Below are 15677 nucleotides of genomic sequence, written 5' to 3' on the forward strand. Positions count from 1 at the left end.
AACGGAGCGATCAGACGGGGACCAGCTCGACGGCGCCGACGGCGTACCGGGCCAGGATCGTGCGGGCGAGCTCGGGGTGGGCTCCGAGCGGCTCGGAGACGGCCACCGCGCCGGCCTCGATCGCGAGCTCGGAGGCCCGGTCGATCAGCGACCCGGGAGCCAGGAAGAGCGACGCGACCGCGATGTGGCGGCGTCCCTCGTGCCGGAAGGCCCGGACGGCCTCGCCAGTGGCCGGGGGAGCCGACGACGCGTAGGCGGCCTTGACGGGGAGCTTGTGGTGTGCGCCCCACACGCGGGCAAGACGGGCGACCGCCTGGTTCGCGAGGGGGGCCGAGGACCCGGCAGCAGCGAGGACGAGGGCGTCCAGCTCGCGACATCGCGCAGCGGCGAGCGCCTCGCGCAGGCGCTGGTCGAGCACCTCGAGGAACGACATCTCGTGTCCGAGGATCGCCGTCGCGCGGATCTGCAGGCCCTCGTGGCGCGCGGCCTGCTCGGCCACGGCCGACGGGACGTCGATCCGGGCGTGGAACGCCTCGGACAGCAGCAGGGGTACGACGACGATCTCGTCGAAGCCGGCCTTGACCAGACGGTCGACGACCGTGGTGAACGACGGGCGCGACAGGTCGAGGAACGCGGCCTCGATGCGGAGGTCGGGGCGCATGGCCCGGACCTCGGCTACGAGGGCGTTGATCGTCGCGGCCGACCGCGGATCACGAGAACCGTGAGCCAGGGCAACCAGTGCAGGAGCAGCCATCGTGTGCGGCCTCCCTTCGGGATATCGGTGCGAGAGCGACAACGCTGTCGATCAGTCGGGGTTATGCAGTTGTGGAACTCAGGAGCGGACTCAGGTGTGGATGCCGCACTCGGTCTTGTTCTGGCCGGCCCAGCGCCCCGAGCGCGGGTCGTCGCCCGGCTTGACCCGGGAGGTGCACGGCCAGCAGCCGATCGACGGGTAGTCGTCGTACACGAGCGGGTTGACCAGCACACCGTTCTCGGCGATGTAGGTCTCGACCTGCTCGTCGGTCCAGCGCGCGATCGGCGAGACCTTGACCTTCTTCTTCTTGGCGTCCCAGCCGACGACGGGGGCCGTGACCCGGTTGTGGGTCTCGGCACGGCGCAGGCCCGTGGCCCACGCGTCGTAGCCGTCGAGCGAGGTGGCCAGCGGTTCGACCTTGCGCAGCTTGCAGCAGAGGTCGGGGTCGCGCTTGTAGAGGTCGGGGCCGTACTGCGCGTCCTGCTCGGCGACCGACTGCACGGGGGTGATCGTGATCAGGTTGACCGGCAGGGTGTGCTTCACCGCGTCGGCGGTGCCGATCGTCTCGGCGAAGTGGTAGCCGGTGTCCAGGAAGACGACGTCGATGCCCGGCACGACCTTCGAGGCGAGGTGCGCGAGCACGGCATCGCCCATCGAGGAGGTGATGCAGAAGCGCTCGCCGAACGTCGCGGCGGCCCACTCGATGATGTGCTCGGCAGGGGCGAGCTCGAGCTCGGCGCCCACGTGGGAGACGATCTCGCGCAGCTCCTCCTGGGAGCGGCCCTCGATCTGCGAGCCGCGCGACAGGCGGGCAGCGCGCGTGGTGGCGGCCGTCATGAACGGTCCTCCGATCCTTCGACGGGCTCGACCGGCCCGTCAGGAGAAGCAGGGGGACGGATCAGGCCGAGCATGGTGACGGTGAACGCCCGCAGACAGCTGCGGCATTCCCACTCGCCGGTCGTGGCGGAGTGCGGACGGATGTCCTCTTCGCCACAGAACGGACAGTGGAAGATCTCCGCGCGGGAGCTCATCGTCGTGGTGGTCATCAGCGCAGCAGGTCCTCGTCGGCGCGCTGCACCCAGCTCTGGAACGACTCGCCGGACTCGCGGCCGGCGAGGTAGTTCGTGACCAGCTTGGTGACGTAGTCGTCGAGACCGTCGCTGGTCACCTTGTGGGCGCGCAGCTTGCGGCCGAAGTTGGCGCCCAGCGCCAGGCCGCCACCGAGGTGGACCTGGTAGCCCGAGACCTGGTTGCCGTTCTCGTCGAGGACGAGCTGGCCCTTGAGGCCGATGTCGGCGACCTGGGTGCGTGCGCAGGCGTTGGGGCAGCCGTTGACGTTGATCGAGATGGGGGAGTCGAGCTCGGGGAAGCGCTTCTCCAGCTCGGTGATCAGGTCGATCGAGCGCTGCTTGGTCTCGACGATGGCGAGCTTGCAGAACTCGATGCCGGTGCAGGCCATCGTGCGGCGGCGCCAGTTGGACGGCTTGGCGGTCAGGCCGATCTTCTCGAGGTCCTCGACCAGCGCGTCGGTCTTGTCGCCGTCGACGCCGATCACCACGAGCTTCTGGTACGCCGTGAGGCGGACGCCGTCGGCGCCGTGCTTCTCGACCAGGTCGCCGAGGCCGGTGAGCGTGGTGCCGTCGATGCGGCCGACCACCGGGGTGGCGCCGATGTAGAAGCGGCCGTCCTTGGCCTCGTGGACGCCGATGTGGTCACCCTGGTGCTGCGGGGTCTCGGGCGACTCGAGGCGCGCGAGGTCGACGCCGAGGTACTTCTTCTCGAGCACCTCGAGGAACTTGTCACGACCCCAGTCGGCGACCAGGAACTTCAGGCGGGCGCGCGAGCGGAGTCGGCGGTACCCGTAGTCGCGGAAGATCGAGACGACGCCCTCCCAGACGTCGGGGACCTGCTCGATCGGCACCCACACGCCGAGCTTGGTGGCGAGGTGCGGGTTGGTCGAGAGGCCGCCGCCGACCCAGACGTCGAAGCCGGGGCCGTGCTCGGGGTGGACGTTGCCGACGAACGAGACGTCGTTGATCTCGGGCGCCACGTCGTGCGACGGGTGGCCGGTCAGCGCGGTCTTGAACTTGCGCGGGAGGTTGGAGTACTCGGGGTTGCCGATGTAGCGACGCTTGATCTCCTCGAGGGCGGAGCTGCCGTCGATGATCTCGTCCTTGGCGATCCCGGCGACCGGCGATCCGAGGAAGCCACGCGGGGAGTCGCCGCAGGCCTCGAGGGTGGTCAGGCCCACGGCCTCCACGCGCTCGAAGATCGTGGGGACGTTCTCGATCTCGATCCAGTGGTACTGGATGTTGTTGCGGTCGGTGATGTCGGCGGTGTTGCGGCCGAACTCGGTGGAGATGCCACCCAGCGTGCGGAGCGCGTCGGCGTTGAGCACCTTGCCGTCGGCGCGGACCCGCAGCATGAAGTAGCGGTCGTCCAGCTCCTCTTCCTCGAGCTGGGCGGTCTTGCCGCCGTCGAAGCCCGGGGCGCGCTGGGTGTAGAGGCCCATCCAGCGGAAGCGGCCCCGCAGGTCGGCCGGGTCGATCGAGTCGAAGCCCTTCTTCGAGTAGATCCCGAGGATGCGACCCCGCACGTTGAGCGGGTTGTCGTCCTTCTTGGACTGCTCGTTCTTGTTCAGCGGCTCGCGGTAGCCGAGCTCCCACTGTCCCTCGCCTCGCTTGGGACGCGGGATCTCCACCTTCACGGAGGCGGTGGGCTGGTCGTTCATCGATGTCCTTAGAACGGGGCAACGGGAATGCGGAGGCAGGCGCGGCCCACGTCCAACATTGACGAAGCCAAGTCTCACGTTGCGGACACCCTGGCCACAAGGCGAAATCTCGTGATGTGGACGGTTAGTCCGTGATCTGAGACACCCGGCGTTCGTCGGGCGTTCATCCGGGCGTGACTGCTTGCCGACACCAAGGAAGAGGGTGACGGTGGTCACCGCGGAGCACGCGCGCGCGAGTCACTAGGCTATGCGGCATGACCGCCGCGCCCACAGACCTCGCCGCCCTGACCTCCTCTGCCTACAAGCAGGCTCTCGAGGTGATCGCCTCCGTCGAGCCCCGCATCGCCGACGCCACGCGCCAGGAGCTGGCCGACCAGCGCGCGTCGCTCAAGCTGATCGCGTCCGAGAACTACGCCAGTCCCGCGGTCCTCCTGACGATGGGCACCTGGTTCTCCGACAAGTACGCCGAGGGCACCGTCGGCCACCGCTTCTACGCCGGCTGCCAGAACGTCGACACCGTCGAGACCCTCGCCGCCGAGCACGCCAAGGAGCTGTTCGGCGCGGAGTACGCCTACGCGCAGCCGCACTCCGGCATCGACGCCAACCTCACGGCGTACTGGGCGATCCTGGCGCAGCGCGTCGAGGGCCCCTGGCTGGAGAACGCCGGCGTCAAGAACATGAACGACCTCTCCGACGCCGACTGGGAGAAGCTGCGCCACGAGCTCGGCAACCAGCGCCTCCTCGGCATGAGCCTCGACTCCGGCGGCCACCTGACCCACGGCTTCCGCCCGAACATCTCCGGCAAGATGTTCCACCAGCAGCAGTACGGCACCGACCCCGAGACCGGCCTCATCGACTACGACGCCCTGCGCGCGAAGGCGAAGGAGTTCAAGCCGCTCATCCTGGTCGCCGGCTACTCGGCGTACCCCCGCCGCGTGAACTTCGCGAAGATGCGCGAGATCGCCGACGAGGTGGGCGCGACGCTCATGGTCGACATGGCGCACTTCGCCGGCCTCGTCGCGGGCAAGGTCTTCCAGGGCGAGGAGAACCCCGTTCCCTACGCCGACGTCGTCACCACCACCACGCACAAGTCGCTGCGTGGCCCGCGCGGTGGCCTGATCCTCGCCACCAAGGAGTACGCCGGCAACGTCGACCGCGGCTGCCCGATGGTGCTCGGCGGCCCGCTGTCGCACGTCATGGCGGCCAAGGCCGTGGCGCTCGCGGAGGCGAAGACGGAGGCGTTCCAGACCTACGCGCAGAACGTGGCGGACAACGCCAAGTCGCTGGCCGAGGGCTTCCTGACCCGCGGCGCCAAGCTGGTCACCGGTGGCACCGACAACCACCTCGTGCTTCTCGACGTCACGAGCTTCGGCCTGACCGGCCGCCAGGCCGAGCAGGCGCTGCTCGACGCCGGTGTCGTCACCAACCGCAACTCGGTGCCGGCCGACCCCAACGGCGCCTGGTACACCTCCGGCATCCGCTTCGGCACCCCGGCGCTGACGACCCGCGGCTTCGGCCACGACGAGTTCGACAACGTCGCCGAGCTGGTCGTCGACGTCCTGTCCAACACGACGCCGGGCGTCACCAAGGACGGCGGCGCGTCGAAGGCGACGTACAAGCTGGCCGACGGCATCGCCGACAAGACGCGCGCTGCGTCGGCCGAGATGCTCGACAAGCACCCGCTCTACCCCGGTCTCGACCTGGCCTGAGCGCCGCTCGACACGACGCCCCGCACGGTTGTGCGGGGCGTCGTTGCGTTGTCAGGGGAGCAGCGCCCGGCGTCAGCGCCAGTGGTAGGCGACCTCGGGCCGCCCGCTGCCGCCGTAGCGCGGCGTGCGCTCCACCGACCCGGTGTCGGCCAGGTGCTCGAGGTAGCGCCGGGCGGTGACGCGCGAGGAGCCGATCCGCTCGGCGAGCTCCGTCGCGGACATCCCGACGCCGGCCTTGCGGAGCACGGTGACGACCTCGCGGAGCGACTCGGCCGACATGCCCTTGGGGAGTGGCGCGTTGGTGCCGCGGGCGTGCAGCGTGCCGAACATCGCGTCGAGCTCGTCCTGGGCCACCTCGCCGCCGCTCGCCCCGAGGCGCTCGCGGTAGGCGGCGTACTGCTCGAGCTTGCTGCGGAAGGTGGCGAAGGTGAACGGCTTGAGCAGGTACAGCACCACGCCCTGCGCGACCGCTGCACGCACGACCTCGGCATCGCGCGCCGACGTCACCGCGATGACGTCGCAGAGGTGGCCGGCCGCCCGCAGCCGCTGGAGCAGGCCCAGTCCGTGGCCGTCCGGCAGGTGCATGTCGAGCAGCACCAGTTGTACGTCGGGGTCGCCGGTCAGGTGCCGCATCGCCTCGCCGGCCGAGCGCGCGACTCCTGCCACCGTGAAGCCGTGGACACGCTCGACGTAGGCCGCGTGTGCACGTGCGGCGACCTCCTCGTCCTCGACGACGAGGACCCGGATCGTCATGCGTCTGCTCCGACCTGCACCTGGAAGCGGGCACCGCCGAGGGGCGAGGCGTCGACCGCGATCTCGCCGCCGTGACGGCGTACGACCTGGGCGACGAGGGCGAGACCGACCCCGCGTCCGGCCGCGGCCTTGGTCGACCAGCCGCGCTCGAGGACGTGCGCCGCGGCGTCGGACGCGATGCCGGGGCCGCTGTCATCGACCGTCACGGCGAGGCGGCCGGCGCCTCCCTCGAGGGTGACCCGGACCCGACGGTCACCGCCGGGCGCTACCTCGGCGACGGCGTCGAGGGCATTGTCGACGAGGTTGCCGACGACGGTCAGCAGCTCGCGTGGCTCGAGCGGCAGGTCGCCGGAGAGCTGCCCCTCGACCGACAGCGAGATCCCGCGCTCGGCAGCCTCCGCCGTCTTGCCGAGGAGGAGGGCGGCGAGCACAGGCTCCTCGACCGATGCGGCGAGCCGGTCGGCGAGCAGCTGCGCGACCTGGAGCTCTTCGGTCGCGAAGTCCACCGCCTCCGCGGGCTGGCCCATCTCGATGAGGGAGACCACGGCGTGCAGCCGGTTGGCGGCCTCGTGGTTCTGCGCCCGCAGGGAGTCGGTCAGCCCGCGGACCAGGTCGAGCTGCCCGCTGACCGCCTGGAGCTCGGTGCGGTCGCGGAGGGTCACGACGGCGCCCACGGTCCGGCCGCGCCAGGTCGCGGGGGAGGTGCTGACCACCAGCACGTGACGCTCGGTGACGTAGATGTCGTCGGCGTCTGCACGGTCGCCGACCGCGGCGCGCACGAGCGCCGGCGGCAGCCCGAGCTCGCGCAGCGGCCGTCCGATGACGTCGTCGGGGAGCCCCAGCAGCCGCCGGGCCTCGTCGTTGACCAGCTGCACCCGGTTCTCGGTGTCGAGCAGGAGCAGGCCCTCGCGGACAGCGTGGAGGACGGCCTCGTAGTACTCGTACATGCGCGTGATCTCCGCGGCGCCCATGCCGTGCGTCTGGCGGCGCAGCCGGCGGCTGACCAGCAGCGCACCGAGCCCGCCGAGGGCCAGGACCGCGAGCCCGGCGAGGGCGAGCGGTGCCAGCGCGTGGACCAGCTCGCTGTTCAGGCGGTCGAGGGTGATGCCGACCGCCACGTAGGCGACGACGTGACCGTGCTCGAGCACCGGCACCACCGTGCGGACCGACGGGCCGAGCGTGCCGGCGTACTCCTGCGTGAAGGGGCGGCCGTCGGGAGCCGAGCCGAGGTCGCCGATGAACCTCTTCCCGATCTGCGCCGGGTCGGGGTGGGTGCAGCGGGTGCGGTCCGGCCGCATGACCACCACGAAGTCGGTGCCCGTGTCGTGGCGCACCGCCTCGGCGTACGGCTCGAGGCTCCGGCACGGGGCGGATGCGCGGAGCGCGGTGCGCACGGTGGGGGAGTCGGCGACGGCCTGTGCGACCACGAGCGTCTCCGCCGACGCCTGGGTGCGCACGTCCCTCCGCGCGTCGTACGCCGCGAGGCCGAGCGCGACGGCGACGAGGAGCCCGACCAGCACGAGCTGGAGGAGCAGGATCTGCCCGGCGAGGGAGCCGGCGCGGCGGGGCCTGCGCATGACGGCGATTCTGCACCCTGCGAACTCTGTGAACACAACGGTGACCACCGTCACAGTCGCGCCGAGCATGGAGGCACACGGGAGGTTCCCGATGCATCACTGGAGGACAGATGAGCCAGCAGCAGACCGGTCTCACGGCACCGCGCCGCAAGGACCGCACCCACTACCTCTACCTGGCGGTCATCGCGGCCGTCGGGCTCGGCATCCTCGTGGGTCTCGTGGCCCCGGACGTGGCCGTGCAGCTCAAGCCGCTCGGCGCGGCGTTCGTCGCCCTGATCAAGATGATGATCCAGCCGGTCATCTTCTGCACGATCGTCCTCGGCGTCGGCTCGGTCCGCAGCGCGGCGAAGGTCGGCAAGGTCGGCGGGCTCGCGCTCGGCTACTTCATCGTCATGTCGACGGTCGCGCTCGGCATCGGCCTCGTGGTGGGCAACATCCTCCACCCGGGATCGGGCCTGCACCTGACCAAGACGGCTGCCGCCGCGGGCAGCGGCCTCGCCGAGGGCGCCCACGCCACCACGACCGACTTCCTGCTCGGGATGATCCCGACCTCGATGCTCTCCGGCCTCACCTCGGGCGAGGTCCTCCAGACGCTCCTGATCGCCCTCCTCGTCGGCTTCGCGCTGCAGGCCATGGGCGGCGCGGGTCAGCCGATCCTGCAGGGTGTCGGCCACCTCCAGAAGCTCGTCTTCCGCGTCCTGTCGATGATCATGTGGGCCGCGCCCGTCGGTGCGTTCGGCGCCATGGCCGCCGTCGTCGGCGAGACCGGCGTCGACGCGCTGAAGAGTCTCGCCGTGCTGATGCTCGGCTTCTACATCACCTGTGCGGTCTTCGTCTTCGTCATCCTCGGCACCGTCCTGCGGATCACCACGGGCGTCAACATCTTCAGCCTGCTGCGCTACCTCGGCCGGGAGTTCCTGATCATCGTCTCCACCTCGTCCTCCGAGTCGGCCCTCCCGCGCCTCATCGCGAAGATGGAGCACGCCGGCATCGACCGCCCGACGGTCGGCGTCGTCGTCCCGACGGGGTACTCGTTCAACCTCGACGGCACCGCGATCTACCTGACCATGGCGTCGCTCTTCATCGCCTCGGCGATGGGCAACCCGCTGTCGATCGGCGAGCAGGTCTCGCTCCTCCTCTTCATGATGGTCGCCTCCAAGGGCGCGGCCGGTGTCACCGGCGCCGGCATGGCGACCCTCGCGGGTGGCCTCAGCTCGCACCGTCCCGAGCTCCTCGACGGCGTCGGCCTCATCGTCGGCATCGACCGCTTCATGTCGGAGGCGCGCGCCGTCACCAACTTCGCCGGCAACGCCGTCGCCACGCTCGTCGTCGCCGGCTGGACCGGCGGCATCGACCGGGGGCAGCTGAACCGGGCGCTGTCGGGTGAGGACCCGTTCGACGAGACGTCGATGGTCGACGACGGGCACGGCCAGCCGGCCGCCGTCCCTGCCGCGCGTACGCCGGAGCGCACCGCGGAGCCGACGCCCGTCTGACCGCGCGGTGTGACGTGGAGCGGGCGGGTCGGGCACGGAAAGTGCCCGGCCTGCTCGCTACGGTGACCCCATGACGACGGAGAAGCTCTTTGCGCTGCTCCGTCGTATCGCCCGTCGCGGGGCCCACGACCTCTGGCGCCTGATCACCGCGACGGTCGCGTCGTGCCTGCGCTGGAGGGTCACCGGCCTGGCCGCCGAGGCGGCGTTCTTCGCCGTGCTGTCGGTGCCGCCGCTGATCTTCGCGCTCACGGGCGCGATCGGCTTCTTCGTCCAGGAGTTCACCGCCGCGCAGCTGATGGAGATCCGCACCGACGTGATCGACCTGGCCAGCCGCGCGATGACGGAGAGCACGGTCAACGCAGTGATCGCGCCGACGTTCGACATCGTCATGAAGGGCGGCCGGCTCGACGTCATCTCGATCGGCTTCGTGCTGGCGCTGTGGTCCGGCAGCCGTGCGCTCAACGTCTTCGTCGACACCATCACGATCATGCACGGGCTCGGGGGAGAGCGGGGCATCCTCCGCACCCGGGCGTTGTCGTTCGGGCTCTACGTCCTGGGCCTGCTGACCGGCATGGTGACCATCCCCCTGGTGGTGGCCGGCCCCTCGCTGGTGCGCCGCTGGATCCCCGACCGGCTCGACTTCCTCGAGGGGCTCTACTGGCCGATCGTGCTCCTCATGTGCGTCTGCTTCCTCGCGACGCTCTACCACGTGAGCGTCCCCGCCCGGGTGGCGTGGCGCTACAACCTGCCGGGGGCCGTCTTCACGATCGTCTGCTGGGTCGGTGGCTCCTGGCTGCTCCGCACGGTGCTCACCGCCACCGCGGGGGAGTCCACGAGCGTCTACGGTCCGCTCTCGGCGCCGATCACGGTGCTGATCTGGCTCTACATCGTGTCCATCGCGGTCCTGATCGGCGCGGCAGTCAATGCGTCGGTCGACGTCGTGTGGCCGCAGCTGACGAACAGGTCCGTGCCAGACTGACGCCCGTGGGAAACGTGAACCTTCCGACCCCTGTCGTCATCGCTGCGGGCGTCTTCGTCTTCGCCGGCGGCTACCTCACGGGTGCGGTCACCGGCTGGGACTCTCCGGACCGCACGTCGGCGACCGTGTCGTCGTACGACGGGGGCTCGCACCGCCTGTGCCTCCACGGCGACGCGGTGAGCGAGCTCGACGGCGCGAAGGGTGACACGATCTGCGGTCAGTGGCGTCGGGTCGAGGGCTCCGCCGTCCCGGCCGAGGGCGACACCTTCCGCTTCGTCTCCTCACTCCACAAGGGGCAGTCGGGCAGCGCCGACGACCGGATCACGATCTTCGGCGAAGTCGCGGACTGAGTCTCCGCCCGCCGCGTGCTGCACCTCCGGATCGTCGCTCCCGCCGCATCGTCGCCGGCCGTCCTGGCCCTCCTGCGGGCTGACCCGTCGATCTCCAGCCTCACGGCGGTGCCCGGGGCGTCCCTGCTCCCGGAGGGCGACCTCATCGAGGCTGACCTTCCTCGCGAGGCGGCCAACGAGATCGTCGAGGCGCTGCGCGCCCTCGGCGTGCACCGCTCAGGCACGCTCCACCTCGAGCCGGTCCGGACCTGGGTCTCACGCAGTGGCTTCGACGCCGAGCGTCGTACGCCGGGCAGTGGCGCGGACGCGGTCGTCTGGGCCGACGTCGTCCAGCAGGCCTACGAGGACAGCGAGCTGAACTGGATCTTCCTCACCTTCATGTCGCTGGCCACCGTGCTCGCGGGCATCGCGATCGTGCTCGACTCCCAGATCCTGGTCATCGGCGCGATGGTCCTCGGTCCGGAGTTCGGTGCGGTCGCCGCGCTCGGTGTGGCCTTCGTGCGCGGTCGGGGAACGCTGCTCCTGGCAGCCTCGCGAGCGCTGGTGATCGGCTTCGCGGTCGCGATCGCCGTCACCGGCCTGCTCGCCCTCGTTGCGCGCGGGGCGGGCTGGATCACGCTCGCGCAGGTGACGGCTCCCCGGCCGGCGACCGGATTCGTCTACGAGCCGGACCACTGGTCGATCGTCGTCGCGCTGATCGCGGCGGCAGCCGGCGTCCTCTCGGTGACCTCGTCGCGTGTGGGCGGGCTGTCAGGGGTGTTCATCTCGGTCACCACGATTCCCGCAGCCGGAAACATCGCCCTCGGACTCGCGTTCTGGGTGCCTGCGGAGATCACCGGGAGCCTCCTCCAGCTCGGCCTCAACCTCGTCGGCATGGCTGCAGCGGGCTGGCTGACCCTCGGGGTCCAGGAGAGGGTCTGGCAGCGGTTCTCGATCCACCGCGCGCGGATGCTCGACGCCCGCCGCCGTGCGGACGTCTACGACGACTGAGTTCACCGACTGTTTCCCGAGTCGGCGGCGCTCGGGCGCATCCTCTGCCGCGCCCCGGGTACCCGTGTCGTGAACGCATCCGACACGAAGGAGGACCCATGGGGTTCGATGACAAGGCCGAGAACAAGTTCGAGGAGCTGTCGGGCGAGGCCAAGGAGAAGTACGGCGAGGCCACCGACAACGAGGACCTCGAGGCGGAAGGCAGCGTCGACAAGGCGAAGGCCAACCTGAAGCAGGCCGGCGAGAAGGTCAAGGACGCCTTCAGCTGACCGTCACAGACCAACGACGAAGGCCCCGGAGCTGTTGCTCCGGGGCCTTCTCTCACGGTGGGTGATACTGGGTTCGAACCAGTGACCCCTTCGGTGTGAACGAAGTGCGCTACCGCTGCGCCAATCACCCGTGGTGTGCGTGAAACCTTAGCGCACAGGCCGGACGGACCCGAAACCGGGCACGCCGTTGCGTCACATGCCGGGAAGCTCGGGCACCGCGTCGTTGATCGACTGCACCCTGTCCCAGCCGCTCACGGCCAGCTGCGGCCAGCCGAGCTGCCAGACCAGGACGGTTGCGACGGCACACACGAGCGCCACCGCGAGGGCGGTGAGCGCGAGCCGCTTGCGGCGTACGGCGGGGTCCATGGTGCGTGCCTTCTCGGCGGCGTCCTGGGCCGTGCGCTTCGCCGTGGCCAGCCAGCGGCGGGCGAACTCCCACTCGGTGGCGAGGATGGCGAGTCCCGCGATGATGCCGACGATGCCGGGGCCGGGCGCGACCATCATGACCAGCCCGGCCACGAGGACGAGCACGCCGATGGCCGTGACGACCACCTTCGTGGCCGCGCCCGTGACCGGGTGGGCGTGCAGGCGCGTGTGGAGTCGCTTCAGCCAGTGGGGCCCCGTGTCGCTCACGGCCCGAGGCTAACCGGGCCGCCTAGACGTGTGATCGCGACCACGTCGGGGAAGTTCGGAAAACCGCGTCATGACGTCGCGCCCGGTCCGTTCCTCTTGCGAAGGGCCCGCGACGAGGGGCCCGATCCCCGGAGGTAGCCACCATGAACTTCGACGACATCAGGACCGCCCAGGTCTCCGAGTCCGTCAGCTTCGACTGTGTCGACGGCGCCGGGCAGACGATGACCCTGCCGGGCGAGCTGGGCTACACCTCCACGGATCCGTACGCCGTCACCGCGACGTTCCGGACGGCCGGAGGCGACGTCGTCTGGACGTTCGCCCGCGACCTCATGGTCCGCGGCCTGACCGCCCCGGCCGGCGACGGCGATGTCCACGTCTGGCCGTGCCTCGACGGCGAGGGCCAGGCCGTCGTGATCATCGAGCTCCACTCGCCCGACGGCGAGCTGCTCGTCCAGGTGGCCACGAAGGACGTCTACCGCTTCGTCAACCGCACGCTCGCCGCGGTGCCGCTCGGCACCGAGGGTGAGCACCTCGATCTCGACGTCCTCATCGGTCAGCTGATGGCTGCCTGAGTCACGTCGCTCGTCGCCAAGGTCCGAACCCCGGAGGGAGGGGTTCGGACCTTGTGTATTTCCGCGCGTACTTCTGCGGGCACGTCGTCAGTCGTCAGTCGTCGGTCGGCAGTGAGGCCAGCGCGCCTGCGGCCGCCTGCGTGACGCGCCCCGGCCCGCCGATCTCACGGCCGTCGACGGCTGTCACCGGCTGGACCCCCCGGAGGCTGCTGGTCAGGAAGACCTCGTCGGCCTCGAGGAGCACCTCGTACGGCGCGTCGACCTCGCGGGCGTCGGTCGCGGCGAGGACCAGCTGGCGCGCGATCCCGGCGAGAAGTCCGGTCCGGACGGTGGGCGTGCGCAGCTCGCCGCCGACGACGTAGAAGACGTTGCTCGTGGCGCCCTCGCAGAGGCGGCCGTCGGTCGCGGCGAGCACGGCGTCGCCAGCGCCCTGCTCCTTCGCCCAGGCGACCAGAGCGCGCCCCTGGGCGCCCAGGGCCTCCGTCTTGGCTCCGGCAGCGGGATCACCCGGGTCGCGGGCGTCCGGGGCCCTGACCACCGTGGTCGTCGGCGCGTGTGGCACCAGCGGCTCGACGCGGGCGGCTGCCTCGGAGCCCTGCCACGTGATGCGCAGGCGGCCGAGGGGGAGCGGCGCGTCCCCGAGCGCGGCGGTGACCACCCGGCGTACGGCGGAGGGGGTGGGGGAGTCGAGCCCGACGATCCGCGCGCTCTCCGCTAGCCGGGCGAGGTGGAGGCCGAGGTGCTCGGGGCGGCCGTCGACGACCTTGACGGTGGTGAAGACGCCGCCGTCTGCCGTTGTCTGCATGGGAAAAGCCTCCCACCCGACACGCGCCAGACCCCGGATTTTGCGTGCCCGACCCGTTCCGCTAATGTTCTCGTCGTTGCCCGGGGCGGAAACGCCAAGGGAAAACAAGCGGACGTAGCTCAGTTGGTAGAGCACAACCTTGCCAAGGTTGGGGTCGCGAGTTCGAGTCTCGTCGTCCGCTCGGAGAAGTCAAGTGCACCTTGACTGGGCCACACCAGGCCTCCATGGTGGGTTGGCCGAGAGGCGAGGCAACGGACTGCAAATCCGTGTACACCGGTTCAAATCCGGTACCCACCTCCACCTCACCACCACAAATCAAGACTTGGGCGATTGGCGCAGCGGTAGCGCGCTTCCTTGACACGGAAGAGGTCACTGGTTCAAACCCAGTATCGCCCACCACCACGAAACAGCCCCTGACCAGCGGAAATGCAGTCAGGGGCTGTTGGCATTTCGTACCGCGGGTCGATCGAATTTGCCGCTGAGGGACTAAGTGAGGGACTACCGCGATTCAGGCGCTCATTCGGGTGGCATCTCGAACAGCGCATCCATGGCAGTCGCCCCGTGCTCGATGATCGGCCGTAGTTCGTGCCGGTAGACCTGCTCGGTCACCCGAGTCCCCTTGTGGCCGACAGCGCGCGCGATCTCCTCGATGCTCAGGCCAGATGCCGAGAGCAGCGAGACGAATGAGTGGCGGAGATCCCGTGGCGTCCACTCGTCGGGGTCGATGTTCGGCGCCAGCTTGAGCGCACGGCGGAAGTCGCGGCGCACGTTCGCCGCATCCATCACGGTGCCATTGGACGTCGCGAAGACAAGTCCCGGGTCCGCCCACGTGTCCGACTTCAACCGCTGTTCAGCCTGACGGACGCGGTGTTCCTTCAGCCGTTGTGTCACCAGGCCCGGGAGCGCGATCGTCCGCCGCGACTTTGGGGTCTTGGTGTCACCGGAGCGGCGAACGGAATGCCAGACCTCTACCTGGGGTGGATCGGCCTCGAGGTGCACGTGCTCCCATCGAAGTGCTCGAAGCTCCTCTGTTCGGGCTCCGGTGAGGAGGGACATCACGATGTAGGCGTGCAGCGGGTCGCTCACCGTGTTGGCAACAACAGCCTGTGCCTGCTCCATCGTGAGGGATCGTGACTTGCGTCCCTCTCGCCCGCGTGGCACCTGGCAAAGGTCGACGACGTTGCGGTCAACCATGTCGCGCCGCATTGCCTGCATGACCGCGCGCTGCAGGATCCACCGAACGCGCCGGAGGCTGCTCGTCGACAGGCGCGGTGCGAGGTCGTTGAGCCACCGGTCGACTTCATCGGCCCGGAGGTCACGCAGTTTCCGGCCGCCCAGCCTGGGCTGGATGTGATTGTCGATGAGGTTCTTGTTGCGCTTGCGCGTCTCGTCGTCGACGTTTCCCTGGCCGTAGTCGAACCAGTCCGCCATCGCGTCAGACACCTTGTAGTGCTCCGACCCCACTGCCAAGCCGGCCTCGTACGCCTTCACCCTCTTTGCGAGCTCGCGCAACGCAGCCGACTTGCTGGTGCCGGACGCCTTGCGTTTGATGCGCTTGCCTCGTCCGTCGTAGCCGACCGTCTTCTCTGCAATCCAACGCTCGCGCATCTCGTCCCAGTGGACTCCGCCTTCGTTCCGGGGCCGGCGCTGTCGCTGTTCGGTCATGCGGCACCTCCTGTGCTCGCGCGTTCGACGTACTCCGCCAGTGCTGAGATCGGTACCAAGCGCAGGCGACCCTCCTTGATCGTGCGGAGGCGATCCGACCGGATCAGCTCGTAGACACGGTCACGGCTCATGCGCAGCGCCTCAGCTGCTTCCGCGACGGTGTAGACCACGGGCGGCACCTCCCAATGCTTCTCCTCCATGTTGCTTCCTTCCCGAGATTGCCGATTCAGTTCTCCACAGGTCCCAAGTCGGGACCAGCGCGAGTCAGTTCCTTCGCTCGCTCGTACTCGTCCTTCCACGCGCGTCGCTGGCGGAGGTCAAGTCCCTAGGCGTGGTGTACGAAACGAATCCTCCGTCGGGCGTGTCGCTAGGCGCTGATGGCGACCTCCTCGGTGAT

General features: G+C 69.7%; 17 protein-coding genes and 4 tRNA genes. 10 read left to right on the forward strand and 11 right to left on the reverse strand.

The window, feature by feature from the left end; all coding sequences use genetic code 11:
• Positions 1–10: 10 nt before the first annotated feature.
• From IEX47_RS15530 to IEX47_RS15545, 4 genes are all read right to left on the reverse strand, one after another.
• On the reverse strand, positions 11–754 hold the full coding sequence (locus IEX47_RS15530) for a sirohydrochlorin chelatase (protein ID WP_188784934.1): 744 nt from the start codon (positions 752–754) through the stop codon (positions 11–13).
• A gap of 90 nt (positions 755–844) precedes the next feature.
• Entirely contained in the window at positions 845–1591 is a 747-nt protein-coding gene (locus tag IEX47_RS15535) for a phosphoadenylyl-sulfate reductase (RefSeq protein ID WP_188784935.1), read from the reverse strand.
• On the reverse strand, positions 1588–1800 hold the full coding sequence (locus IEX47_RS15540; RefSeq protein WP_229662924.1) for a transposase: 213 nt from the start codon (positions 1798–1800) through the stop codon (positions 1588–1590). Before IEX47_RS15540 ends, IEX47_RS15535 begins: the two co-directional genes overlap by 4 nt.
• The gene (locus IEX47_RS15545; protein WP_188784936.1) at positions 1800–3485 is read right to left on the reverse strand and encodes a nitrite/sulfite reductase; all 1686 of its coding nucleotides are present in this window, start codon (positions 3483–3485) and stop codon (positions 1800–1802) included. The genes IEX47_RS15540 and IEX47_RS15545 overlap by 1 nt, the downstream gene beginning before the upstream one ends.
• A 254-nt stretch (positions 3486–3739) precedes the next feature.
• Between IEX47_RS15545 and IEX47_RS15550 the strand changes: the two genes are divergently transcribed.
• Entirely contained in the window at positions 3740–5194 is a 1455-nt protein-coding gene (locus IEX47_RS15550) for a glycine hydroxymethyltransferase (protein ID WP_188784937.1), read from the forward strand.
• Between the two features lie 72 nt (positions 5195–5266).
• On the opposite strand, the gene IEX47_RS15555 is transcribed toward IEX47_RS15550, so the two are convergent.
• Together IEX47_RS15555 and IEX47_RS15560 are read right to left on the reverse strand one after the other, a co-directional pair.
• The gene (locus IEX47_RS15555) at positions 5267–5947 is read right to left on the reverse strand and encodes a response regulator (RefSeq protein ID WP_188784938.1); all 681 of its coding nucleotides are present in this window, start codon (positions 5945–5947) and stop codon (positions 5267–5269) included.
• Complete coding sequence (locus tag IEX47_RS15560) at positions 5944–7524, reverse strand: sensor histidine kinase (protein WP_188784939.1); 1581 nt, start codon at positions 7522–7524, stop codon at positions 5944–5946. Before IEX47_RS15560 ends, IEX47_RS15555 begins: the two co-directional genes overlap by 4 nt.
• 110 nt (positions 7525–7634) lie before the next feature.
• Here IEX47_RS15560 and IEX47_RS15565 point away from each other — a divergent pair, with 110 nt between their 5' ends.
• The 5 genes from IEX47_RS15565 to IEX47_RS15585 all read left to right on the forward strand — a co-directional run bounded on the left by IEX47_RS15565 (position 7635) and on the right by IEX47_RS15585 (position 11605).
• Entirely contained in the window at positions 7635–9017 is a 1383-nt protein-coding gene (locus IEX47_RS15565; RefSeq protein ID WP_188784940.1) for a cation:dicarboxylate symporter family transporter, read from the forward strand.
• Positions 9018–9087: 70 nt separating this feature from the next.
• The gene (locus tag IEX47_RS15570) at positions 9088–9996 is read left to right on the forward strand and encodes a YihY/virulence factor BrkB family protein (protein ID WP_188784941.1); all 909 of its coding nucleotides are present in this window, start codon (positions 9088–9090) and stop codon (positions 9994–9996) included.
• Between the two features lie 5 nt (positions 9997–10001).
• Positions 10002–10346, forward strand: a complete 345-nt coding sequence (locus tag IEX47_RS15575) for a hypothetical protein (RefSeq protein WP_188784942.1) — start codon at positions 10002–10004, stop codon at positions 10344–10346.
• A 15-nt stretch (positions 10347–10361) separates the two neighbouring features.
• Positions 10362–11336 carry a DUF389 domain-containing protein gene (locus IEX47_RS15580; RefSeq protein WP_188784943.1) on the forward strand — a complete coding sequence of 325 codons (975 nt, stop codon included), beginning with the start codon at positions 10362–10364 and terminating at the stop codon, positions 11334–11336.
• Positions 11337–11434: 98 nt separating this feature from the next.
• Complete coding sequence (locus IEX47_RS15585; RefSeq protein ID WP_188784944.1) at positions 11435–11605, forward strand: CsbD family protein; 171 nt, start codon at positions 11435–11437, stop codon at positions 11603–11605.
• A gap of 58 nt (positions 11606–11663) precedes the next feature.
• Here the strand turns inward: IEX47_RS15585 and IEX47_RS15590 are convergent.
• Positions 11664–11735, reverse strand: a tRNA-Val gene (locus IEX47_RS15590).
• Positions 11736–11797: 62 nt separating this feature from the next.
• Positions 11798–12238 (reverse strand): PGPGW domain-containing protein, encoded by a 441-nt coding sequence (locus tag IEX47_RS15595; protein ID WP_188784945.1) that lies wholly within the window; start codon positions 12236–12238, stop codon positions 11798–11800.
• Between the two features lie 143 nt (positions 12239–12381).
• On the opposite strand from IEX47_RS15595, the gene IEX47_RS15600 reads away from it, so the two are divergent.
• Positions 12382–12810, forward strand: a complete 429-nt coding sequence (locus IEX47_RS15600) for an SsgA family sporulation/cell division regulator (protein ID WP_229662925.1) — start codon at positions 12382–12384, stop codon at positions 12808–12810.
• A 94-nt stretch (positions 12811–12904) separates the two neighbouring features.
• Here the strand turns inward: IEX47_RS15600 and IEX47_RS15605 are convergent, their stop codons facing one another.
• Positions 12905–13615 (reverse strand): aminotransferase class IV, encoded by a 711-nt coding sequence (locus IEX47_RS15605; RefSeq protein ID WP_188784946.1) that lies wholly within the window; start codon positions 13613–13615, stop codon positions 12905–12907.
• 108 nt (positions 13616–13723) lie between these two features.
• Between IEX47_RS15605 and IEX47_RS15610 the strand changes: the two genes are divergently transcribed.
• The 3 genes from IEX47_RS15610 (at position 13724) to IEX47_RS15620 (ending at position 14014) form a co-directional block, all read left to right on the forward strand.
• Positions 13724–13796, forward strand: a tRNA-Gly gene (locus tag IEX47_RS15610).
• A 45-nt stretch (positions 13797–13841) separates the two neighbouring features.
• A tRNA-Cys gene (locus IEX47_RS15615) sits at positions 13842–13915 on the forward strand.
• Between the two features lie 24 nt (positions 13916–13939).
• Positions 13940–14014: transfer RNA gene (locus tag IEX47_RS15620), tRNA-Val, on the forward strand.
• A 117-nt stretch (positions 14015–14131) separates the two neighbouring features.
• On the opposite strand, the gene IEX47_RS15625 is transcribed toward IEX47_RS15620, so the two are convergent.
• Together IEX47_RS15625 and IEX47_RS15630 are read right to left on the reverse strand one after the other, a co-directional pair.
• A complete protein-coding gene (locus IEX47_RS15625; protein WP_188784947.1) occupies positions 14132–15280 on the reverse strand; it encodes a site-specific integrase in 1149 nt (382 codons plus the stop codon).
• Positions 15277–15480, reverse strand: a complete 204-nt coding sequence (locus IEX47_RS15630; protein ID WP_188784948.1) for a helix-turn-helix domain-containing protein — start codon at positions 15478–15480, stop codon at positions 15277–15279. The genes IEX47_RS15625 and IEX47_RS15630 overlap by 4 nt, the downstream gene beginning before the upstream one ends.
• Between the last annotated feature and the right edge of the window lie 197 nt (positions 15481–15677).

The sequence above is a fragment of the Nocardioides phosphati genome (assembly GCF_014646375.1).
In the GTDB taxonomy this organism is placed as follows: domain Bacteria; phylum Actinomycetota; class Actinomycetes; order Propionibacteriales; family Nocardioidaceae; genus Nocardioides; species Nocardioides phosphati.

What these genes read in the sequence shown, in the direction of transcription:
- IEX47_RS15530 (WP_188784934.1), bottom strand. Translation starts at nt 754, where the DNA reads ATGGCTGCTCCTGCACTGGTTGCCCTGGCTCACGGTTCTCGTGATCCG.
- IEX47_RS15535 (WP_188784935.1), bottom strand. Translation starts at nt 1,591, where the DNA reads ATGACGGCCGCCACCACGCGCGCTGCCCGCCTGTCGCGCGGCTCGCAG.
- IEX47_RS15540 (WP_229662924.1), bottom strand. Translation starts at nt 1,800, where the DNA reads ATGACCACCACGACGATGAGCTCCCGCGCGGAGATCTTCCACTGTCCG.
- IEX47_RS15545 (WP_188784936.1), bottom strand. Translation starts at nt 3,485, where the DNA reads ATGAACGACCAGCCCACCGCCTCCGTGAAGGTGGAGATCCCGCGTCCC.
- IEX47_RS15550 (WP_188784937.1), top strand. Translation starts at nt 3,740, where the DNA reads ATGACCGCCGCGCCCACAGACCTCGCCGCCCTGACCTCCTCTGCCTAC.
- IEX47_RS15555 (WP_188784938.1), bottom strand. Translation starts at nt 5,947, where the DNA reads ATGACGATCCGGGTCCTCGTCGTCGAGGACGAGGAGGTCGCCGCACGT.
- IEX47_RS15560 (WP_188784939.1), bottom strand. Translation starts at nt 7,524, where the DNA reads ATGCGCAGGCCCCGCCGCGCCGGCTCCCTCGCCGGGCAGATCCTGCTC.
- IEX47_RS15565 (WP_188784940.1), top strand. Translation starts at nt 7,635, where the DNA reads ATGAGCCAGCAGCAGACCGGTCTCACGGCACCGCGCCGCAAGGACCGC.
- IEX47_RS15570 (WP_188784941.1), top strand. Translation starts at nt 9,088, where the DNA reads ATGACGACGGAGAAGCTCTTTGCGCTGCTCCGTCGTATCGCCCGTCGC.
- IEX47_RS15585 (WP_188784944.1), top strand. Translation starts at nt 11,435, where the DNA reads ATGGGGTTCGATGACAAGGCCGAGAACAAGTTCGAGGAGCTGTCGGGC.
- IEX47_RS15600 (WP_229662925.1), top strand. Translation starts at nt 12,382, where the DNA reads ATGAACTTCGACGACATCAGGACCGCCCAGGTCTCCGAGTCCGTCAGC.
- IEX47_RS15605 (WP_188784946.1), bottom strand. Translation starts at nt 13,615, where the DNA reads ATGCAGACAACGGCAGACGGCGGCGTCTTCACCACCGTCAAGGTCGTC.
- IEX47_RS15625 (WP_188784947.1), bottom strand. Translation starts at nt 15,280, where the DNA reads ATGACCGAACAGCGACAGCGCCGGCCCCGGAACGAAGGCGGAGTCCAC.
- IEX47_RS15630 (WP_188784948.1), bottom strand. Translation starts at nt 15,480, where the DNA reads ATGGAGGAGAAGCATTGGGAGGTGCCGCCCGTGGTCTACACCGTCGCG.